Here is a 19059-nt window from a genome sequence, read left to right as displayed (position 1 = left end):
CCCATTTGATTTGCAGCGGCATAGAAAAGAGGACGTGGGTTACATAAACGTCCTCACACTGTTGCAATCAGCGATCATGCCGTGATGATAGTTATACCATCAATCAAGCCGTACTTTTTCAGTACAGCTCGGTTCATGGTACATTTCATTATTTCCCATAAAAAAACGGCTGCATAGTTTCCCATACAGCCTTTAATTCTGCGAGCCTGTCAGTAAGCTCACTTCCGGTGCTTTCATGTTCTATTCCATAGTAAGCGATCAGATCTTCGAGTTCGATATCTTGTGGGTCGCAATTTTGAGATACTTCCTGCGGCGTTGCTTTATTAGCTATTATTGCAAACATTCTGACCGCTGACTTTATATCTAACTTTTCCTCTTTCTTCTCCTGCTTTTTTGCCGGTGAGCCTGGTGACCTTTGACCGCGCAGCCCTCCTGCGCCGATCATTCGCCCCTCGAAAGCACCTTTCAATTTTTCCGTTGAATCTCCTGCATATTCGCTGATAAGAGATATATCATTACGGCATATTACAATAAGTGCTTTCACATTTTTTAATGCAGCTTCGAGTGAGTCGCCAAAAGCGTTTTTGTTCTCTGCGGTTATCTGCTCGCAGTAAAATGCCGCTTCGTTTGTCCCGTAGATCGCAGCGCAGCCTTTTAAACGAATTTCGCTGTAACCTTCCTCGTTTTTCTCTTCCACAACAGACGGCACTAAGTAAAGCACATTTTCAGGTCGATAGGTCAACTATACCGCCTCCTTGTTTTCAGCAGCGAAGAATAACGCGCCAATGATATAATTCAGATTACAGTTTTCTCCTCGCACTGTTAGCTCATCGCATATGTTATTAACATCGAAGCTGTCCAGGCCAACAATTTTCGCCATAGCGTCACTTCGGCTTACTGCATTGCCGGCAATATTTATTTCTTTGCCTTTAAAAGAACAAAGCCACAATGTACTTGTTACGATCAAATCAAACATTTCACTTTTCTGTTTGATCATCACATCAGAATTGCCCAGTACTTTAGCCAGCTCAAGATAGCCGCTTAAGTCCCAACGGTTCTCGAGCTGAGTACGCAACGATTCATTCCCATTTGCCTTTTCTAATTTGAATAATTCTAACTCTTCTCTTCTAGTTATTAATTCTAATTCTTTTCTTCTAATTTGTGTGCAGGTTTTGTCCAGTACTGTTGTGTCGGTTTTGTCCAGTACTGTTGTGTCGGTTTTGTTCACTACTGTTGTGTCGGTTTTGTCCACTACTGTTGTGTCGGTTTTGTCTGCTGCTGTTGTGTCAGTTTTGTCTGCTGCTGTTGTGTCGGTTTTGTCCACGATATGTTTTACAAAAATAACGTGTTCTGCCCCTCTGCGTTTGCGTTCTATAAGCCCTAGTTCTGATAAAATATTGAAATAACGCGCAGCAGTTTTTGCACTGCAATTATTTCCGAATATCTTTTGTAGTTGTTCGATCGTAAGTTTAACATAAATATTACCATGCTCATCATGATAATGGTCAGATCGAGCAGACAAGTTGACCATGTTTAGGAGAATTGCATACGTTACCTTAACATTGATCTGAAGGGCAAATAGTTCAGTATTTCTGGTAAAAAGAGAAAATGGAATCATAAAAAAATCCCTTGACTTCATTGTGTCAAAGGATCCGTTTCTGCTTTTTTGTGCTTTGTTCTTTATCTTTGTTACATAATCGTTGACATACAGCCTGTATTGCCCCTTGTTTTTCTCACCATTAAATCCACCCAGCTTAGTGCTTCGCTCTATCAGACCGGCTGTCAGCAATTCTTTGATTATTTCTGCCGCTTTATGTGTTGAACAGTTTAGAGCTTCTATCAGTTCATTTCGCGAAAAGAAAATGTATGGTCTGCCATTTTTATCTTTAATATCATTATCGACAGACAATTGATGGCGGTTTTCAAACAAACTGTAAGCTATCTTTGCACTTGTTGAAATATCTGAAAACGAATCGTCAAGCATAAGATACTTATACAATTTGAAATAGCGATACTTTCTATCGTCATACTCATGAATATTGATAAATTCACAGTTCATGTCTTTCACTTCCTCTTACATTATTTAATAGCGCGAAGATAGACGCCATCATTAGCCACAACAAGCAGCCCGGCATGAATAAGTTCAATAATAGACTCATATGATTCTTCCTTGCTCATTCCACTAGAACGCATTACCTGTTCAGTAAGCAAGTCAATTATAGATGTTTTATCATTTTTTTCTATACATTTCATTATTATCAGCTCCTTAATTGTTTTGGGGTGGTAGAGGCCGTGGGTTCAAGTCCCGTCACTCCGACCAACAAAGCGTGATCGAATAAACTCGGTCACGCTTTGTTCATATGTAAAAATCAAAAGAGATCAAGCACCAAAGCTCGATCTCTTTTTTTTATTCCTGCATGAGCATTACCGTTACCGCGAACTCGCCGCCTGTATCGGAAATTTTCAACATTCCGCCGTTTTGCTTCACTATGTTCCGCACCGAGGCTAAGCCTATGCCGCTGCCTGAATGCTTCGTTGACATATAAAGCCCGCTTTTGTTTCTAACAAGCTCTCCCACATAGGTGTTGCTGATCTTGAAAAGTATCGTACCGCCATTGCAAACGCTCTTTATTGTTACCCTGCGGCTTCCCTCTTCCGCCTTGCTGCTCGCTTCTACTGCGTTTTCAAGCAGGTTGCCGAGCAGTACTGAGATAACGTTGTCCGAAATGCCAATGTCCTCGGGCACATCTACCGCAGTGATGAAATCTATCTTCGCGTCCTTCGCCTGCTGTGCAAAAAACAGCAAGATCGCATTCACTGAATAATTTTTACAGAAGCAAACGCTGCGGTCATCGGGCATGGAAAGATCATACGCTTCGAGGAAATTTTTTGCCTCATCGTACTTCCCGTCCTCTAAAAAAGAAAGAACCGTCAGAACGTTGTGGCGTATATCATGCTTGAAACGCCGCGCCTCTGCGATACGCTCCTGCAAATTCTCATACTGCAAATGCTGAGTTTGCAGAGCGTGGTTCTGTTCGGAAAGCTCTATGTTCGCCTCTATCGCCTTGATGTGGCAGACTACCATGTGGTAAATAAATACAGCTCCCAGATTTATAAAGAAAAGGAAAAGCGTGTTTTCCGGCTCGAGTGCAAGCTCCAGCGAAGATTTTCCGCTGTTGCTGTAAAGATGGTAATACCACTCGACGTAGAATGTCGCGGGTATCAGCCAGAGAAAGCGCCATGTCGGCTTCGCAGCATCTTTCTCCATAACTGTGGTATATGTGCTGCGAATGTAGAACCAAAGCGGTATCAGCAGCGCCGCCTGCACCAAGACCATTATCAGCGAAAAGCTCCAGCGGTAGCCCTGCATAGCGTTTTCGGGGAACAGCGCGCCCTCTATGCACTTCGAGGATATTACCACAAAGTTCGCTATGTTTGAAAGCGTAAGCAGTGTAAAAAGCGTTTTGCCGAAGTGCGCTTTTACGACTGTGAAGTAAAATACAAAGTATGTAACCGTGCTTATAAAGCTCAGCAGTGCGGAATTGCCGCCCCAAAGACCCGCCCACAGACCTATCAGTATCTGAAATATGCCCGAGACTATCACCAGCAGTACCGTTATGCGCTTTGAGAAGCGCAAGTCATTTTTGAACGGAAAAAGCGCCAGCGCTATGTATGGCAGATAACTTAGAACCGAGTATATCACCATCTCTGCCGCGCTCATCAGAAGTCTACCTCCCTGCTGAGAGTTTCAAACTGAAACGTCTTGTAAAGCGCCTTGGCTTCCTTGACCTTTCGCCGCGCTATCGGCAGTGCCGAGCCTTCCTTCATTATAAAGGTGTCCTCGGTTATCTTCGCGACCTCGTAAAAATTTATGATGAGTCCCTTGGTCGGCGAGAAGAAATAGCCGCACGGCGCGAGCAGGCTCTCAGCTTTTGAAAACGAGCAGTAGATGCCGTAAGGCTCGCCATATTTCAGATAAAATGTAAGCTTGTGGTTGCAGTATTCGACGTAGATTATATTTCGGCAGCGCAGATATGTCCCGTCAGGAAGCTGCACAGCGCGTTCTTTTTCTATCTTCTCGAAATTCGCCTTTTGCAGCAGGCGGGCTACCTTTTCGGCGGTTATCGGCTTTTGAAGATAATCGCTGGCGTTGACGCCGTAAGTTTCGGTAGCAAATTCGTTTGACGATGTGCAGAAAGCTATGCGCACATCGCTGTCAGTTTCGCGGATACGCTCGGCGGCGGTTATGCCGTTGGCATCGCCCATATAAATATCCAGCACGATAAGCCCGTACTTGCCAGCCGACCAGTCTGCGAAAAACTCCTCGGCGCTCTCAAAAGTATCAATATTATAAAGGCGGTCTGAAACCTCGGCAAACTGCTGAATCATCAGCACGCGGAGCTTTTCAAGCAGCTCTCTGTCATCATCTACAAGTGCAATGTTCATTGAAGATCACCCTTTGTTATACAATTTCTCATAATGATTATATCACATTATTTTAATATTTTCAAGTATTGCGACCATTTTTTTGCGCGACCGATTGAGTAACTTTCCAACCTTTCGAGTAAAAAGGATTGCATTTTTGGTTATTAAACTATATAATATTTGTTAATAAACCCACCCAAATTGCACGTCAGAAAGGGGGCGGCATATTGAATATTATAATTTTTGGCAAAAAGTATGACATAATGCACGCCATTCAGATGTCTGAGCTTATGCGGTTTCGGCTGATGAAATTCATTCTTCCCGAAAGCACCGACGACTACATAGCGGCTCTGCAAAAAGGCGGGGCTGACATGATATTCGTGGCAGAGCGCGGGGCAAAAGGCATGGAGGCCGCCATAGCGGCGCACGACGTATGCCCAAAAGCGGCGCTGGTATGGTTCGCCGACGATGAAGCTTTCGGCGCGCAGTCATACAGGATAAATTGCAGGTACTTCACCGCAAAAACGGTGACGGCGGCGGTAGTAGACAAAGCTCTCTCACGCTGTTTGAAATAAAGGAGGTCATTTACACAATGGAAAAAAGCGAAAAGCAGGAGAAACAGCGCAGGCTTATCATAATCGCGCTGATAATAGGCATGGCAGTTTGCATGGGCGTAACGATATGGGCGCTGTTTTTCAGAAACACGCAGGAACAGGTGCTTATCCCCGACTACGCGCCGCAGGCGGCTGAGCAGAACGCCGAGCCGCTTTCAGACAACGGCGAAAAATTGGACGTGCCGAGCGGCGGCGGCGGTATATCGCTGGAATACGACAGCAGCGTGAACATAAGCCTTGCGGACAAAACGGCTTATCTGAATTATACTCACCCCGGCAGATCTACGCAGGACATAGTGCTCTGCATAGAGATAAACGGCGAGATAGTAGCGCAGTCGGGCACTATAGAGCCGGGCAACAGGCTGAAAAAGCTCGCGCTTTTAGACGGCGCTGAGAAAAAACTGAGCGAGGGCACATACACCGACGCAGATTTCCGCGTGCTCAGCTACGACCCTGAATCGGGCGAAAAGGCAATGGTAGATACCGTAGCGAAAATTACCGTTACGGTCGAAAAATAAAGGGAGTACCGCACGATACAGTTCGGTATCTTCCAAAGAAAAATACAACTTTTTAGGAGGAAACACACATGAAAAAGGCTATTTCTTTAGCGCTGGCGTTATCACTCTCTTCTGTGCTCAGCACCACTGCTTTTGCAGCGGCCATCGAGGAGAACGGCGGCAAGCAGGACATCGGAGTAAAGGCGAAGTACATCGAGAACATCGTTACCGAAAAGACCATTTACGCCGACGTAGTATGGGGCGAGATGGAGTTTACTTACAGCGTGAGCGGCTCGAAGATCTGGAACGTTGACGAACACGATTACGACCTCGAAAGCGAGGGCAAATGGTCGGCGAGCGGCAACGAGATAAGCGTTACCAACCACTCGAACACGCCCATTGCGGCAGACGTTACATACAAGCCGCTGGCGGGATACAGCGAAGTAACGGGCAAGCTTACAAAAGAAAGCTTCGAGCTTCCCTCGGCTGAGGGCAAGACTTACGACGACGCGAGCCTTACCGAAACTACCGAGCTTACACTCAGCGGCGAGCTTTCGCGCGACGTTACCAAAATGACTAAGGTCGGAACGGCTACCGTTACTATTTCTGAAAGCGACGGCAGCAGCATCGTGAAGGAAGCTGCCACATACGCCGAGCTGAAAGACGCCATCGCGCAGGGCGGCAGCGTAAAACTCACCGGCGATATAACTCTTAGCAGCCGAATAAACTGCAAAAAGGACGCAGTTATAGACCTCGACGGACACACGATAACGGGTCAAATAATGAACAACAACTCGGAGGTTACCGTAAAGAACGGCAAGATACTCAACGTTGACGGAACTATAATGTCGCAGAAAGGCACTACGAACCTCATCAACTGCTACATGAGCACCAAAGCTACGCCTGTATATGTTATGGGCGGAACTGTAAACATAACCGACTGCACGCTCATCAACGAAACCGGAAACTACTCGCTCATAAATAATAACGGCGCGGTATACATCAGCGGAACGAACAGCTTTACGGGAGAGATATACAAGAGCGCGAACAAGGTGATAAACACAAATATCCTCGCGGGAACGTACAATTTCGACCCAACGGATTTTGTAGACGCTGAGAATTTTACTATCACGCAGGACGGCGAAAGCTGGGTAGTAGCGGCTAAGTAAGCGGGGTGAGCACACCATGAACATTAAACGAAAGACAGCTTTTATACTCGCGCTGGCGCTTTGCACGGGCTCGATGACGGCTTTTGCTGAAACGAACAACGGCACATCGCCCGCTAATATAGAGGTAAAAGGCAAGTTCGTAGCGGCGAGCGGCGGGGGTACTGTAATAGCGGCGGACGTAACATGGGACGATATGACTTTCACATATCAGGACGGCGACGAGGTATGGAACCCCGACACGCACGCTTACGAGGTTACAGACGGCGGCTGGACAAATGAAACTAAGAACATAAACATCACAAATCATTCTAACATTGGTCTGCTGGTTTATACGGATTACGACGTGGAGTATGGGGACGTAGATTTCAGCATAGACAAAGACATTGTAAGCCTGCCGACCGCTGAGGGCACTGCGCCCGCCGACGCGCCTAAAACGACTATAAAAATAGGCGTGAGCGGCGAAGCGATACAAGAGGACGAAAAGCTTGGCTCGATATACGTTTCGATATATGAAAACTATGCTAAAGTAATATCAGTATCCACCGCGGAAGAACTTAAAGCGGCTGTACAGAAAGGCGGTAATATAGTTCTCAGCAATGATATAACGCTGGACGAAACTATTGAAATAACGAAGCCTTGCGATATTGGATTATATGGACACACCATTACAGCGAATAATACGATATTCAAGGTGACAGGAAATTGCAGATCAATATACGGCGGTACGCTGAAAACCAGTGGCAGCAATGCAAGCGCTGTATACGCGGCAGGATGCAGTGATCTGACGCTGGAAGATCTTGAGCTGGAAAGCGATGATAACTACGGTCTGCTGATAGACAACGCGAAAGCAGCGGTATTTAACTCAACATTTACAGGAAAAGGCTTGAACGGCGCAAACATAGGGGTGAAAGACCGACCGGGCAGTTTGACATTAAACCGAACTATAAGAATAGACAGCGGCATATACAAAGAAAACGACACCGACAAAGTAACGATCAGCGCTGAATGGGGCTTATACAATTTCGACCCTACGGAATATGTTGACACTGACAAATGCGACGTGCATAAAGGCACCGAGGGCTGGTTTGTTACGGAAAAATAGCGGAGGAATGATATGCGGTATATAAAGAAAAAAGCGGCGCTTTTGCTGGCGGCGGTGCTTACGGCAAGCATGGCGGCGGCTGTATCTGCCGAAGAGAACGCAAATACGGGGTCTGAGATCTCGGTAGACATATCGTGGGAAGAGATGAGCTTCACATACTTCGGCGGCCACAAAATATGGAACCCCGAAACGCACACATACAGCACCGCTTCGGATATGTGGTACAGCGATCAGCGAGAAATATCCGTGACGAACAACAACGACACACGCGTTACCGCGCGGCTGGAGTTTGATACGGATATAGACGGGCTGAACGGAGATTTTACCGAGAGCGTGCTGGAAGTCGGCGGGAAAGCTGAGGAGAAAACGTATTTCAGCGTGAGCGGCGCGGCGATAGACAGCAGCACGAACGAGCTGGGCGTGATAAAGATAAACATTTTGCCGAGTACGAATAATTAAGGAAAGGAGGATGCTAAAAAATGAAAAGGAAAACGGCGTTTATAACGGCGCTGGCGCTCTGCACAAGCTCGATAACCGCTTTTGCAGAAACGAACGACGGCACATCGCCGACCGAAATACAGGTATCGGCGAATTACACTGACAGCAAATATGTAACCGTTTCGGCGGACATAAAGTGGGACGACATGACCTTTGAGTACACCGAGAGCGGCAAAGTATGGAACACCAAAACGCACCAGTACGAAGCCACTGCGGGCGGCTGGTCAACAGAGAGCAAGGAAATAAGCGTTACCAACCACTCGAACGCGGACATAAAAGCAGACCTCGCTTTCACATCAAACATCGAGGGGCTGAAAGGGGAATTCAGCAAAAGCAAGATAAAGCTCGTGACCGCAGAGGGAACAACGCCCGCCGAAGCGCCTGCCGACTCGGCAAAATTCAGCGTGAGCGGCACGGCTATCGAGAGCGACTCTGCGCTCGGCAACATCACGGTAACGATAACCGCTACCACCGACGCCTATGGTTACACACTGGTCGGCAGCGAAGCTGAAATGAATGAAGCGCTGGAGGGCGGCAATGCGAAAGTAAGGCTGACGAACGACCTTACAGATGTTTCTATAAACATGACCAACGGCTCGGTAGTAGACCTAAACTACTTTACCATTAACGGCTCGATATATATCGACAACACGGGCGACTACACTATTCGCAACGGAAAAATATACAAAAACAGCTCCCCGCTGTATGTGCACACAGGCACGCTGAATATCGAAAACTGCGAGATAGAAACTACATCGGGTATCGCGCTGGACAATCTGTTCGGAACTGTAAACATTCGCAACTGCATGATAAAAAATACAGGCGGCGGAAAAGCGCTTCATAATAGTGACGGAACAGTAAACATAAGCGAAAACGTGAACATCGAGGGCGAGATGGTAAATAATAAAAACATGAACGTTTACGCGGGCAGATACAATTTCGACCCTACGGAATACGTTGACACGAACAATTTAACAGTTACTCAGGAAGATGCGTACTGGGTAGTAAATAATAATCGGAGGTAATTTATCATGAAAAAGACAATAGCAATTATAATGGCACTGGCACTTTCGGCAGGATCTATGACGGCATTCGCCGACGAGGAGATAGAGGTAAACGGAAAATACGTTGCGGGAAACAATGGCGGAACTGTTTACAGGTATGACATTACATGGGACGACATGACATTTACATACACCGACGGCGACAAGGAATGGAACCCCGACACGCACAAGTACGACAGCACCGAGGGCAAGTGGTCGGCGGACACTAAGACGATCACTGTTACCAACCACTCGAACGCCGACATTGCGGTAGAACCTGAGTTCAGCTCGGCTGTAGACGGACTGAGCGGAAAATTCGACAAGGACGGCTTTGTGCTCGTAAGTGCGGAGGGCACTGCGGTAGAGAACGCGCCGAGCGACTCGATAGAATTCAGCGTAAGCGGAGCGGGAATCTCAGCTGACGGAAAGATCGGTACTATTTCTATAAACATTCTGGCGTAAGGAAGAGGTAACCATGAAAAAGAAACTGGCATTTATACTCGCGCTGGCGCTTTCGGCAGGGTCTATGACTGCTTTCGCTGACGAGGAGATAGAAGTAAAAGGAAAATACATTGCGGGAACCAGCGCGGGAACTATCATCGCGGTGGACGTCACTTGGGAAGATATGACGTTTACATACACCGACGGCGACAAGACTTGGAACCCCGATACGCACAAGTATGACACTACCGAGGGCAGTTGGGGAGAAGAACCCACCGACGCTGTAAGGTCTATAACCGTGACTAACCATTCAAACGCGCAGATCAAGACAACGTACTCTTTCAAATCAGATGTTGCAGGGCTGGAGCACCTGATATATAAAAATGTATTTCTGCTTGACAACGCTGAGGGAACTGAGCCCGAAAATGCGCCGCAGTTTGTAAACTACTTCGGCATTTACGGCGGCGGTATCGAGTCAGATCAGAAGCTTGGCACTTTCACGGTAACTATCGCTGAGCACAAAGCCTACGAGGTAGACAGCGAGGGTTACACGATGGCGGCGACCTTTGAGGAGTTAGAAACCCTGCTCGATAGAGGCGGAAAAATAAAATTTGCCAACGATATTGAAATTCCTAACAGTGAAGTTTGCGAATTGACCAAAGATGTTGACATAGACCTAAACGGACACACTTTAAAGGGCGGTTTAGTAAATGATGGCTTCGATTGCAAGATCAAGAACGGAAAAATAAATACGCACAGAACGCCGCTTGATTCAAACGGCGGAACTACCGATGTGACAAATTGCGAGCTGACAACAAACGGCAGTACCGCTGTCAACGTAAGCGGCGGCACAGTAACGCTTACCGATTGCAAAATAGAAAATACAGGCGATACACTGGCGATCATCAATGAAAGCAATGGCACACTGATACTCGAGGGAAACAGCGTAGTCAGCGGAAAAGCGGCGCTTTGGGGCGGCACGACTGTCATCGGTGCAGGCACATACGATTTCGACCCGACAAATTACGTTGACGAAAACAGCTTTACGATTGCTAAAGACGGCGAAAACTGGGTAGTTACAGCAAAATAAAAGTTCAGGGGGCTTATGATGGATAAGCGGAAAAATTTGCAGAAAGTACTGCTGCCGATACTGGCGGTATGCTTCGCTGCGGCGCTGGCGGTGATGATATTTGCACTGAACCGTCCGCAAGAGAAGGCGGAGTTTACTCCCCCGCCATTTGAAAGCGCCGCCGAGCAGGGCGTGCCCGACGTTCCCGAAGATCTGGGGTACAGCTCGCCGTACAAAGAGGGCATGAGCTACCGATTTTCGGTCTGCGGAAACGTGACTATAGAGGGCGGCAAGGCGGTGGTGTACCTCACGAACGCTGAGGAAAACACAGCGCTGATAAAGCTGCGGGTGCTCGATGAAAACGGCGAGATGCTGGGCGAAACAGGGCTGATAAAGCCGAACGAGTATGTGAAGTACGTTGCCCTCTCGCGCGAGCTGCCGCAGGGCACGAAAATAAAGCTGAAGATCATGGGCTACGAGCCGCAGACCTACCGAAGCGCAGGCGCGGCAACGCTGAACACAACGATAGGAGGTCAGAGCGACCAATGAAAAAGATCACGGCTGTACTCGCGGCCGCGATAGCGGCAAGTATGTCGCTGACGGCATATGCAGCAAACGCGCGGCTGGACGCTGAAAATCCGAGCGGCGACGGCGATGTACACGCGATATACACGGAAAATACGCCTTGGAACGAAGTGCCTCTCGACGAAAACGGCAGCGGAAGCGCGCAGCTGCCCGACGGCACGGACGTTTCGGTAAACGATGGGGACAGCTCGCGGCGGCTGATAATCGACCCAATAACCGAGCAGGAAGCGCTAGGCTGGATAAGCGGTGTAATGGGCGAAAAATACGAAAACCTGCTCGCCTACAACATCTATTATCTGGAGAACGGCGAGGCTTACCCCGCCGAGGGCGTGAGGGTGACGATAAGCGCCGAGCGCGACTTTACATTTTCGCTGAAAACCGACGGCACATCGAACGGGCTGCTAACCGACTTCGGCAGCGCGGATATGACGTTCAAAACGGACGGAAGTCCATTCTATGTGCTCTGCACGGAAGCGGCGGACGATTCTTCGGATAATTCGGACGCTTCGGGCAGTTCATCTGACGGAACGTCAGACACATCGTCGGGAGATGCAAGTTCGTCAAACGGCAGCTCGGCGGCTTCGAGTTCGTCAAGCTCGAAAAGTTCGTCGGGCACGGCTTCGAGCACATCGCCGAAACCGAACAGCACCGCACCGAACGACGGCGGCTCGCCGAACACCGGACTCGGCGCGGGGATAGCCCTAGCTTCCCTGCTGGCAGGCGGAGCACTCGCCGTTACGGCGGCAAAAGGCTCGCACGAAAAGCGGGACAAAAAATAAGGCAACACCGCACAAATGATGTGCAGCATTGCCAAAATATCGCGTGGCTGTATTTGTGTGGAGCAGCCGCGCGGTTTTTATTTCTCAGCCCAGCCGGCGCTTCTGCCGACCGCTTTGTGCCAGCCGGCGAGCAGCTCGGCCCGCTTTTCGGCGGTCATGGAAGGCTCGTAAACGCGCTCGGTCACGCGCTGCGCGGCAAGCTCTTCCTCACTTTTCCATACACCCGCCGCAAGACCTGCGAGGTACGCCGCACCGAGCGCTGTAGACTCGTGATCTACGGGCTTGATAAGTTTTCTGTCCAAAATATCGGACTGAAACTGCATAAGAAAACTATCGCGCGAAGCCCCACCGTCAACGTTCAGCGCGGAGATCTTACAGCCCGAATCCTTCTCCATAGCGGCGAAAAGGTCGGCAGACTGGTAAGCTATCGCCTCCTGCGCGGCGCGGATAATGTGCTCGCGCTTAGTGCCGCGGGTGATGCCGACGATCGTGCCGCGGGCGTACATATCCCAGTAGGGCGCGCCCAGGCCCGTGAATGCGGGGACAAGGTAAACGCCGCCTGTATCCTCGACCTTACGGGCGAAATACTCGGCATCGCGGCTCTCAGAAAAAAGCCGAAGCTCGTCGCGAAGCCACTGGATAACCGCGCCGCCGACAAAAACGCTGCCCTCGAGCGCGTACTTTTGCGGAGCGCCTTTCAGCCCCGCCGCAACGGTCGTGACAAGCCCGTTTTCGCTGACGCGGCAGCTCACGCCCGTGTTCATCAGCAGAAAACAGCCGGTGCCGTAGGTATTTTTGGCATCGCCCGCGTTGAAACAACACTGCCCAAAAAGCGCCGCCTGCTGGTCGCCCGCCGCTCCCATTATCGGAACGGCAGCGCCGCAAATGTCCGCCTCGCCGAAGTATTCGCCCGAGCACTTGACCTCGGGAAGCATGGCGCGCGGGATATTGAAAAGCCGCAGCAGGTCGCCGTCCCAATCCAGATCATGGATATTATAAAGCATAGTGCGTGAGGCGTTTGTACGGTCGATGGCGTGAGTTTTGCCGCCTGTTAATTTCCATATCAACCAGCTATCGACAGTGCCGAAAAGCAGATCACCCGCTTCCGCACGCTGCTGAGCGCCGTCAACGTGGTCGAGGATCCAGCGAATTTTGGTCGCCGAGAAGTAAGCGTCGGGTACAAGGCCGGTCTTTTCGCGGATCATATCGCTCAATCCGCGCGCTTTCAGCTCTTCTATAAGCGGCGCGGTCCGGCGGCATTGCCAAACAATGGCATTATAAATAGGTCTGCCGGTCGCACGCTCCCAAACAATGGTAGTTTCGCGCTGATTTGTGATGCCTAGCGCCGCGATGTCGCGCGGGTCAACGCCGCTTTTCGCGACCGCCTCCGCCGCAACGGCGTACTGCGACGACCAGATCTCCATCGGGTCATGCTCGACCCAGCCCTCGCGCGGAAAGTGCTGCGCGAACTCGTGCTGAGAGATCGCAGCGGTGCGCCTGTTTTCGTCAAAAAGCACCGCGCGGGACGACGTAGTGCCCTGATCGAGCGACAAAATGTATTTCATATTTTTATATCCTCCCCAATTATTTTTCGTATCTCGCCGTGAATGTACGAGCGTTTTTCGCCGTCAATATCGAGCACCAGCTCGCAGCCTGCGCCTATGTCAGCCACCCGCGCACGAAGCTCTTTTTCGCCGTCGAAGAAAACTATCTCGCGGCCGATGAGGAAGCAATCGCGGCGGTACTCCTCCATAAACGCGCTCGGCTCAAGCTCGGTAAGGCGGTACAGCTCACAGATTATCTGCGCGGCGAGCTGATTTCGGCGCACTCCACTGCCAAGGCCCGCGGCTTTTTCGCGCAGCTCGTCAGGAAAACTTTCGGTCGAAAGATTTATGCCGATGCCTGTTATCATGCTGCGAACTTCGCCTGTTTCAAAGTCTGTGACGGCTTCGGTGAGTATTCCGCAGATCTTTCTGCCGTCCAGATAAAGGTCATTTATCCATTTGATTTTAGGCTCTGCGCCGCAGACTTTAGTTATCGCGCGAACAGCCGCGACCGCCGCGGCCGCCGTGTAGACCACTGAGCGTTCGATGGTGCGGTTGGGGTGAGTCACTGCCGAGAGATAAAGTCCGCTCTCGGGTGAATAGAAACTTCTGCCAAATCTTCCTCTGCCCGCAGTTTGCTTTTCGGCGATGAAAACCGCACGTTCGCCGCTGTTTACAACGCAGAATTTCTTCGCCTCATCGTTGGTGGAAGCGACCTCTTTATAGGTTAATATTTTTATATTCTCAAAGCCGTCCATGCAGGCGCGAATGCCCTCAGCCGTCAGCTCGTCGCTATCCTCCGCAAGCTTATAGCCCTGCTTGCCCGCCGTTTCGATGATGTGACCCTCGGCTTTTAGCGCATTGACAGCCTTCCAGACCGCGTTGCGCGAAACGCCGAATTCGCGCGCCAACGCAGTGCCCGAAAGCGGTTCGCCGCGGCTCTGCTCAAGCATCGCGAGTATCTGATTTTTCAAAGCCACAGCGTGCCCTCCTTACTTCGCCTGCTTTATCGAAAGCGAAATGCGTTTTTTCGCTTTGTCGAGCTTGATGATCTTCACACGTACGTTTTGACCCGGCGTGAGCACCTCCGAGGGATGCTTGATGTAGCGGTCGGCGATCTCGGAGATGTGCACCAGCCCGTCTTGATGAACGCCAATGTCCACGAAAGCGCCGAAGTCGATAACGTTGCGCACCGTGCCGTCGAGCACCATGTTTTCCTCGAGGTCTTCGATGCCCATAACGCCCTTGCGGAAAACGGGCGGCGGCAGCTCCTCGCGCATATCGCGGCCGGGTTTCACAAGCTCTTTCGCAATGTCCGCCATGGTCGCAGCGCCCGCACCGCACTTTTCCGAGATCTCTATATCGTTGTATTTTTTGGCACGTTCAGCAAGGTCGCCCAGCCGCTCGGCTTTCACGTCATCGGTCGTGTAGCCCAGCAGAGCAAGCAGCTTTTCGGCGGCTTCGTAAGATTCGGGATGGATCCCCGTGTTGTCGAGAATATTTTTACCGCCCGCAACGCGCAGAAATCCCGCGCACTGCTCGTAAGCTTTTGCGCCCAAACGCGGCACTTTCAGAAGCTGGCGACGCGAGGTGAACGCGCCGTTTTCCGTGCGGTAAGCGACGATATTTTTCGCGGTGGTGGCGTTCAGACCCGCGATTCGGCTGAGCAGCGGCGCGGAAGCGGTGTTGACATTCACGCCGACGCTGTTTACGCAGTCCTCCACAACGCCCGCGAGCGCTTCGGAAAGCTTTTTCTGGTTCAGATCATGCTGATACTGACCCACCCCGATCGACTTCGGGTCTATCTTGACAAGCTCGGCGAGGGGGTCTTGCAGACGACGCGCGATAGAGATAGCAGAGCGCACGTTCGTGTCAAAGTCGGGGAACTCCTCCTCCGCAAGCTTAGAAACCGAGTAAACTGAAGCGCCCGCCTCACTGACGATGACGTAGTCGATACCCAGCCCCGAAGCCAGCTCCTCGGTTTCGCGCGAAGCCGTGCCGTTGCCTATCGCGATACAGCCGACTCCGTACTTCTTGCAGAGCTGCGAAAGGCGGTCGGCGGCGCGGTTTTTCTGATGCAGATACACCACGTCGGTAGTCAAAACAGCGCCCTGCGAGTCGATTATGCCGACCTTACAGCCGTGCGAATAGCCCGGGTCAAGACCCATTATCACCTTGTCGGGCACTATCGCCTGCATGAGAAGCGCTTTCAGATTTACCTTGAAATTGCGTATCGCGCCGTCCTCAGCCTGCTCGGTGAGTGAGGAGCGGATGTCGCGGATTATCGCGGGCTCAAGCAGGCGGTCGTAGGAATCGGTAACGGCGGAGTCGAGAATATCGGCGTAATTGCTGCCGCGCGGGATAACTCGGCGCTCGATCTGCGCGATCATGCGGTCGGAGTCTGACTCTATCTTGACTTTCAACGCACCTTCTTTTTCGGCACGGTTGATAGCCAAACACTGGTGACCCTGTATGCGTTTGGGCGCGGCGTGAAAATCGTAATAATTATCGTAAACGGTATCCTCGTCGGTCGCGCGGGCGGCAGAAAGCGTGCCGCGCTCGAAAACGTAGCTGCGCGCCATCGAGCGAATGTCGGCATTTTCCGCAACGCGCTCGGCGATAATGTCGCAAGCGCCGTTCAAAGCGGCGGCTGCATCGAGAACTTCATCGCCGAGGAAATTTTCGGCAAGCTTCTCAGCGGGCGCTTTGCCGTTTGAGAGCAGCAGGTCGGCGAGGGGTTCAAGACCGCGCGCCTTTGCGACGGAAGCGCGGGTCTTTTTCTTGGGGCGATAAGGAAGATAGAGATCCTCGACCTCGCCGAGGGTGAGCGCGTTTTCAAAGCGTCTTTTCAACTCGGGCGTGAGCTTACCCTGTTCTTCGATGGCCGCGAGAGCGGTTTCCTTTCGCGCCTCTAAATTCTTCATATATTCATATCTTTCGCTAAGACCGCGCACGTCCATATCGCCGTGAAGCTCTTTACGATAGCGGGAAATAAAGGGCACTGTATCGCCGTTATCGAGCATATCCATGACATTGGCGACGTACTCTTTTTTAGTTTCAAATTCTTTTGCTAAACGTTCAACAATTACATCTCTATTCATTTTTTTGATCTCCGTAAAAATATTTCTAATCTATTATAGCATATTCTCTGAAAAAATGCAACTTTTTTTACGAAAGGTATTGCAATTGTCTAATAAATATGTTATAATACAAAATGGAAGTTTATTATACAATTATGGAGGAAAAATTATGAAGGCAAGAATAATCGCGGCAGTTTGCTCGGCGGCTGTTGCCCTCGGCTGCGGACTCTCTCAGAGCGTTTCCGCCGACGGCGAAATGGTTTCCTACGAGCCTACAACTGAAAACGTGAAAACGCTCGGACGTACATATTACAACGGCGAATCGCTTTGGTTCTCGCTGACTGCTTCGGGTGCTGAGTATCAGTTTACAGGAACTACCACTGCTATTACCATCACGGGCGACGGCAACGCCATCTCAGCTACCGAGGGCGCGCGCATTGGATTTTTCGCGGACGGCAAAAAAGTTGACGACGTTATGCTCACCGAAAAACCACAGAAAATAACACTTGACCTCGGCGAGGACAAGTTGCACACCGTTAGCGTTGTAAAGCTTTCAGAGTCGGCAAATTCTTCGGTGCTCATCGACGAGATAGAGGCCGACGGCGCGATCTCGCCCACCGAGAGCAAGTCGCACAGCATTGAATTCATCGGCGACTCGATCACCTGCGGATACGGCGTTGACGGAAAGAGCATGAACGACCATTTCTTAACATCAACTGAGGACGGCACAAAGACCTACGCTTACAAGACCGCACAGCTTTTCGATTCGGATTACAGCATGGTTTCATACAGCGGCTACGGCGTACTTTCAGGCTACACAAGCAACGACAAAATAAACTCAAACTCCATCGTGAGCAAATATTATGACAAGGTCGGCTTCTCTTGGGGCTGGATCGACGGCAAGAACATCTCGCAGGTGGACTGGGATTTCAGCAGCTCACCCGAGCTGGTAGTTGTAAACCTCGGCACGAACGACGCTTCGTACACAAAGGGCAAGGCGGACAGGATCGAAGCATTCACCGCTGAATACGTTGACCTCATCAAGCTGATACGCGAGAAAAACCCGAATTCCGAGATACTTTGCACCCTCGGCATCATGGGTCAGGATCTGTACCCTGCCATCGAGGACGCTGTGAAGCAGTACGTTGACGAAACGGGCGACACGAAGATCAACAGCCTGAAGTTTGACGTTCAGAACCTCGAGGACGGACTCGGCTCTGACTGGCACCCCTCGGAAAAGACCCACGCGAAAGCGGCTCACAAGCTGGCGGACAAGATAACCGAGCTTTACGGCTGGAGCGTTAACGACGTAGACATCGATCCGATCGACAGCAGTTCTGAGGAAGATACTTCCAGTGAGAACAGTTCGGACGCATCGTCTGACGAAAACTCTGAAACTGAGAACAGCTCTTCCGAAGCGACCACCGACACATCAAGCGCGGCAAATTCGAGCGCAAATTCGTCGGCGACTTCCTCTGCTTCTTCCAGCGCGGCGAGCAGCTCTTCCGCAAGCGGAAACAAGGACGCAAGCCCGCAGACAGGCGTAACAGCAGTTGCATCGGCAGCGGCTATCTTCTTTGCAGCTTCTGCAATAGTTAGCAAGAAAAAGAAGTAAGCTTTATAAAAGTTAGATAACAATACCGTGCAGACACTATCTGCACGGTATTTTTTTGCAAAAAAAGAGCGGCAAGCGCCGCCCGATAGAATAATATTTACGAAATTGCTTGAATATCAGACCTTATATTGTCTGAATTGTCAGAAATAATCATTATCCAAAGCCCACCGTATTCAAAAACTTCGGCAGATCTGATCTTATCCAGCTCGTCGGGCTTGTAACCCTCAAAGTCGCTCACACGTCGGTCAACACGGTCTTTGAGAAGTTTTTCGCAATCGCTGTCACCCGCCAAAATGCTTATCTCGTCTGCGGAAGCACCCGAAGAAACGTACATGATGCCGCCGTCGGTAAAATTCTCGGCAGGTTCGCCGTACAGCTTTTCACAATTGGCAGTAAAAACATCGTCGCCAAAGACGGCGGTAGCATTCATGTCAGCAGCGTAGTCCTTGTCTTTCACCGCGTCAAAAACCTGCTGAGCGGTTATCGAAATGTCAGTTATGGACGTTGTTTGCGAATCAATGTCTTTATTATTTGAACATCCGCACAGCAAAATGCACATTGCCGCCGCGGCAGCTGTCAATTTATTCTTCAGCATAAT

General features: G+C 50.3%; 20 protein-coding genes. 11 read left to right on the top strand and 9 right to left on the bottom strand.

The features are described from left to right. Positions 1–148: 148 nt before the first annotated feature. From LI114_RS08155 to LI114_RS08135, 5 genes are all read right to left on the bottom strand, one after another. The gene (locus tag LI114_RS08155; protein WP_227220264.1) at positions 149–742 is read right to left on the bottom strand and encodes a hypothetical protein; all 594 of its coding nucleotides are present in this window, start codon (positions 740–742) and stop codon (positions 149–151) included. Next, positions 743–2059 carry a replication initiator protein A gene (locus tag LI114_RS08150; RefSeq protein ID WP_227220263.1) on the bottom strand — a complete coding sequence of 439 codons (1317 nt, stop codon included), beginning with the start codon at positions 2057–2059 and terminating at the stop codon, positions 743–745. 20 nt (positions 2060–2079) lie between these two features. Continuing rightward, positions 2080–2253, bottom strand: a complete 174-nt coding sequence (locus LI114_RS08145) for a hypothetical protein (protein WP_227220262.1) — start codon at positions 2251–2253, stop codon at positions 2080–2082. A gap of 154 nt (positions 2254–2407) precedes the next feature. Beyond that, positions 2408–3721 carry a sensor histidine kinase gene (locus tag LI114_RS08140; RefSeq protein ID WP_227220261.1) on the bottom strand — a complete coding sequence of 438 codons (1314 nt, stop codon included), beginning with the start codon at positions 3719–3721 and terminating at the stop codon, positions 2408–2410. Continuing rightward, positions 3721–4446 (bottom strand): LytR/AlgR family response regulator transcription factor, encoded by a 726-nt coding sequence (locus LI114_RS08135; protein ID WP_227220260.1) that lies wholly within the window; start codon positions 4444–4446, stop codon positions 3721–3723. Before LI114_RS08135 ends, LI114_RS08140 begins: the two co-directional genes overlap by 1 nt. Positions 4447–4652: 206 nt before the next feature. On the opposite strand from LI114_RS08135, the gene LI114_RS08130 reads away from it, so the two are divergent. The 10 genes from LI114_RS08130 to LI114_RS08085 all read left to right on the top strand — a co-directional run bounded on the left by LI114_RS08130 (position 4653) and on the right by LI114_RS08085 (position 12222). Further along, on the top strand, positions 4653–5000 hold the full coding sequence (locus LI114_RS08130) for a hypothetical protein (RefSeq protein ID WP_227220259.1): 348 nt from the start codon (positions 4653–4655) through the stop codon (positions 4998–5000). 17 nt (positions 5001–5017) lie between these two features. Beyond that, positions 5018–5557, top strand: coding sequence for a hypothetical protein (locus LI114_RS08125; RefSeq protein WP_227220258.1), 540 nt, complete (start codon positions 5018–5020; stop codon positions 5555–5557). A gap of 68 nt (positions 5558–5625) precedes the next feature. Continuing rightward, positions 5626–6705 carry a hypothetical protein gene (locus LI114_RS08120; RefSeq protein ID WP_227220257.1) on the top strand — a complete coding sequence of 360 codons (1080 nt, stop codon included), beginning with the start codon at positions 5626–5628 and terminating at the stop codon, positions 6703–6705. Between the two features lie 16 nt (positions 6706–6721). Further along, positions 6722–7807 carry a pectate lyase-like adhesive domain-containing protein gene (locus tag LI114_RS08115; protein ID WP_227220256.1) on the top strand — a complete coding sequence of 362 codons (1086 nt, stop codon included), beginning with the start codon at positions 6722–6724 and terminating at the stop codon, positions 7805–7807. 12 nt (positions 7808–7819) lie between these two features. Next, positions 7820–8266 carry a hypothetical protein gene (locus LI114_RS08110; protein WP_227220255.1) on the top strand — a complete coding sequence of 149 codons (447 nt, stop codon included), beginning with the start codon at positions 7820–7822 and terminating at the stop codon, positions 8264–8266. A gap of 20 nt (positions 8267–8286) precedes the next feature. After that, positions 8287–9330 (top strand): hypothetical protein, encoded by a 1044-nt coding sequence (locus LI114_RS08105; protein ID WP_227220254.1) that lies wholly within the window; start codon positions 8287–8289, stop codon positions 9328–9330. Positions 9331–9336: 6 nt separating this feature from the next. After that, a complete protein-coding gene (locus LI114_RS08100; protein WP_227220253.1) occupies positions 9337–9810 on the top strand; it encodes a hypothetical protein in 474 nt (157 codons plus the stop codon). A 13-nt stretch (positions 9811–9823) separates the two neighbouring features. Next, the gene (locus LI114_RS08095) at positions 9824–10879 is read left to right on the top strand and encodes a hypothetical protein (protein WP_227220252.1); all 1056 of its coding nucleotides are present in this window, start codon (positions 9824–9826) and stop codon (positions 10877–10879) included. Positions 10880–10915: 36 nt separating this feature from the next. Then, positions 10916–11407: a hypothetical protein gene (locus tag LI114_RS08090; RefSeq protein ID WP_227220251.1), complete on the top strand. Its 492-nt coding sequence runs from the start codon at positions 10916–10918 to the stop codon at positions 11405–11407. Continuing rightward, positions 11404–12222 carry a hypothetical protein gene (locus LI114_RS08085; protein ID WP_227220250.1) on the top strand — a complete coding sequence of 273 codons (819 nt, stop codon included), beginning with the start codon at positions 11404–11406 and terminating at the stop codon, positions 12220–12222. The genes LI114_RS08090 and LI114_RS08085 overlap by 4 nt, the downstream gene beginning before the upstream one ends. A 77-nt stretch (positions 12223–12299) precedes the next feature. On the opposite strand, the gene glpK is transcribed toward LI114_RS08085, so the two are convergent. From glpK to LI114_RS08070, 3 genes are read right to left on the bottom strand one after another with little or no spacing between them, the layout of a single operon-like run. Beyond that, complete coding sequence (gene glpK, locus LI114_RS08080; protein WP_227220249.1) at positions 12300–13787, bottom strand: glycerol kinase GlpK; 1488 nt, start codon at positions 13785–13787, stop codon at positions 12300–12302. Next, entirely contained in the window at positions 13784–14746 is a 963-nt protein-coding gene (locus LI114_RS08075; protein WP_227220248.1) for a biotin--[acetyl-CoA-carboxylase] ligase, read from the bottom strand. The genes glpK and LI114_RS08075 overlap by 4 nt, the downstream gene beginning before the upstream one ends. A 12-nt stretch (positions 14747–14758) precedes the next feature. After that, positions 14759–16867: a Tex family protein gene (locus LI114_RS08070; protein ID WP_227220247.1), complete on the bottom strand. Its 2109-nt coding sequence runs from the start codon at positions 16865–16867 to the stop codon at positions 14759–14761. Between the two features lie 148 nt (positions 16868–17015). Between LI114_RS08070 and LI114_RS08065 the strand changes: the two genes are divergently transcribed. Continuing rightward, positions 17016–18461, top strand: coding sequence for an SGNH/GDSL hydrolase family protein (locus LI114_RS08065; protein WP_227220246.1), 1446 nt, complete (start codon positions 17016–17018; stop codon positions 18459–18461). A gap of 97 nt (positions 18462–18558) precedes the next feature. On the opposite strand, the gene LI114_RS08060 is transcribed toward LI114_RS08065, so the two are convergent. Beyond that, positions 18559–19056, bottom strand: a complete 498-nt coding sequence (locus LI114_RS08060; protein WP_227220245.1) for a DUF4358 domain-containing protein — start codon at positions 19054–19056, stop codon at positions 18559–18561. Positions 19057–19059: the final 3 nt, after the last annotated feature.

It is taken from the genome of Ruminococcus sp. 210702-SL.1.03 (genome assembly GCF_020559915.1).
GTDB lineage: Bacteria > Bacillota > Clostridia > Oscillospirales > Ruminococcaceae > YE71.
Note: the sequence above shows the minus strand (reverse complement) of the source record. Positions and strands in the feature narration are given on the sequence as shown.

Excerpts from the sequence above, each read along its gene's own strand:
- LI114_RS08095 (WP_227220252.1), top strand. The coding sequence starts at position 9,824 with ATGAAAAAGAAACTGGCATTTATACTCGCGCTGGCGCTTTCGGCAGGG.
- LI114_RS08100 (WP_227220253.1), top strand. The coding sequence starts at position 9,337 with ATGAAAAAGACAATAGCAATTATAATGGCACTGGCACTTTCGGCAGGA.
- LI114_RS08110 (WP_227220255.1), top strand. The coding sequence starts at position 7,820 with ATGCGGTATATAAAGAAAAAAGCGGCGCTTTTGCTGGCGGCGGTGCTT.
- LI114_RS08120 (WP_227220257.1), top strand. The coding sequence starts at position 5,626 with ATGAAAAAGGCTATTTCTTTAGCGCTGGCGTTATCACTCTCTTCTGTG.
- LI114_RS08070 (WP_227220247.1), bottom strand. The coding sequence starts at position 16,867 with ATGAATAGAGATGTAATTGTTGAACGTTTAGCAAAAGAATTTGAAACT.
- LI114_RS08105 (WP_227220254.1), top strand. The coding sequence starts at position 8,287 with ATGAAAAGGAAAACGGCGTTTATAACGGCGCTGGCGCTCTGCACAAGC.
- LI114_RS08140 (WP_227220261.1), bottom strand. The coding sequence starts at position 3,721 with ATGAGCGCGGCAGAGATGGTGATATACTCGGTTCTAAGTTATCTGCCA.
- LI114_RS08125 (WP_227220258.1), top strand. The coding sequence starts at position 5,018 with ATGGAAAAAAGCGAAAAGCAGGAGAAACAGCGCAGGCTTATCATAATC.
- LI114_RS08065 (WP_227220246.1), top strand. The coding sequence starts at position 17,016 with ATGAAGGCAAGAATAATCGCGGCAGTTTGCTCGGCGGCTGTTGCCCTC.
- glpK (WP_227220249.1), bottom strand. The coding sequence starts at position 13,787 with ATGAAATACATTTTGTCGCTCGATCAGGGCACTACGTCGTCCCGCGCG.
- LI114_RS08115 (WP_227220256.1), top strand. The coding sequence starts at position 6,722 with ATGAACATTAAACGAAAGACAGCTTTTATACTCGCGCTGGCGCTTTGC.
- LI114_RS08085 (WP_227220250.1), top strand. The coding sequence starts at position 11,404 with ATGAAAAAGATCACGGCTGTACTCGCGGCCGCGATAGCGGCAAGTATG.
- LI114_RS08135 (WP_227220260.1), bottom strand. The coding sequence starts at position 4,446 with ATGAACATTGCACTTGTAGATGATGACAGAGAGCTGCTTGAAAAGCTC.
- LI114_RS08060 (WP_227220245.1), bottom strand. The coding sequence starts at position 19,056 with ATGCTGAAGAATAAATTGACAGCTGCCGCGGCGGCAATGTGCATTTTG.
- LI114_RS08145 (WP_227220262.1), bottom strand. The coding sequence starts at position 2,253 with ATGAAATGTATAGAAAAAAATGATAAAACATCTATAATTGACTTGCTT.
- LI114_RS08150 (WP_227220263.1), bottom strand. The coding sequence starts at position 2,059 with ATGAACTGTGAATTTATCAATATTCATGAGTATGACGATAGAAAGTAT.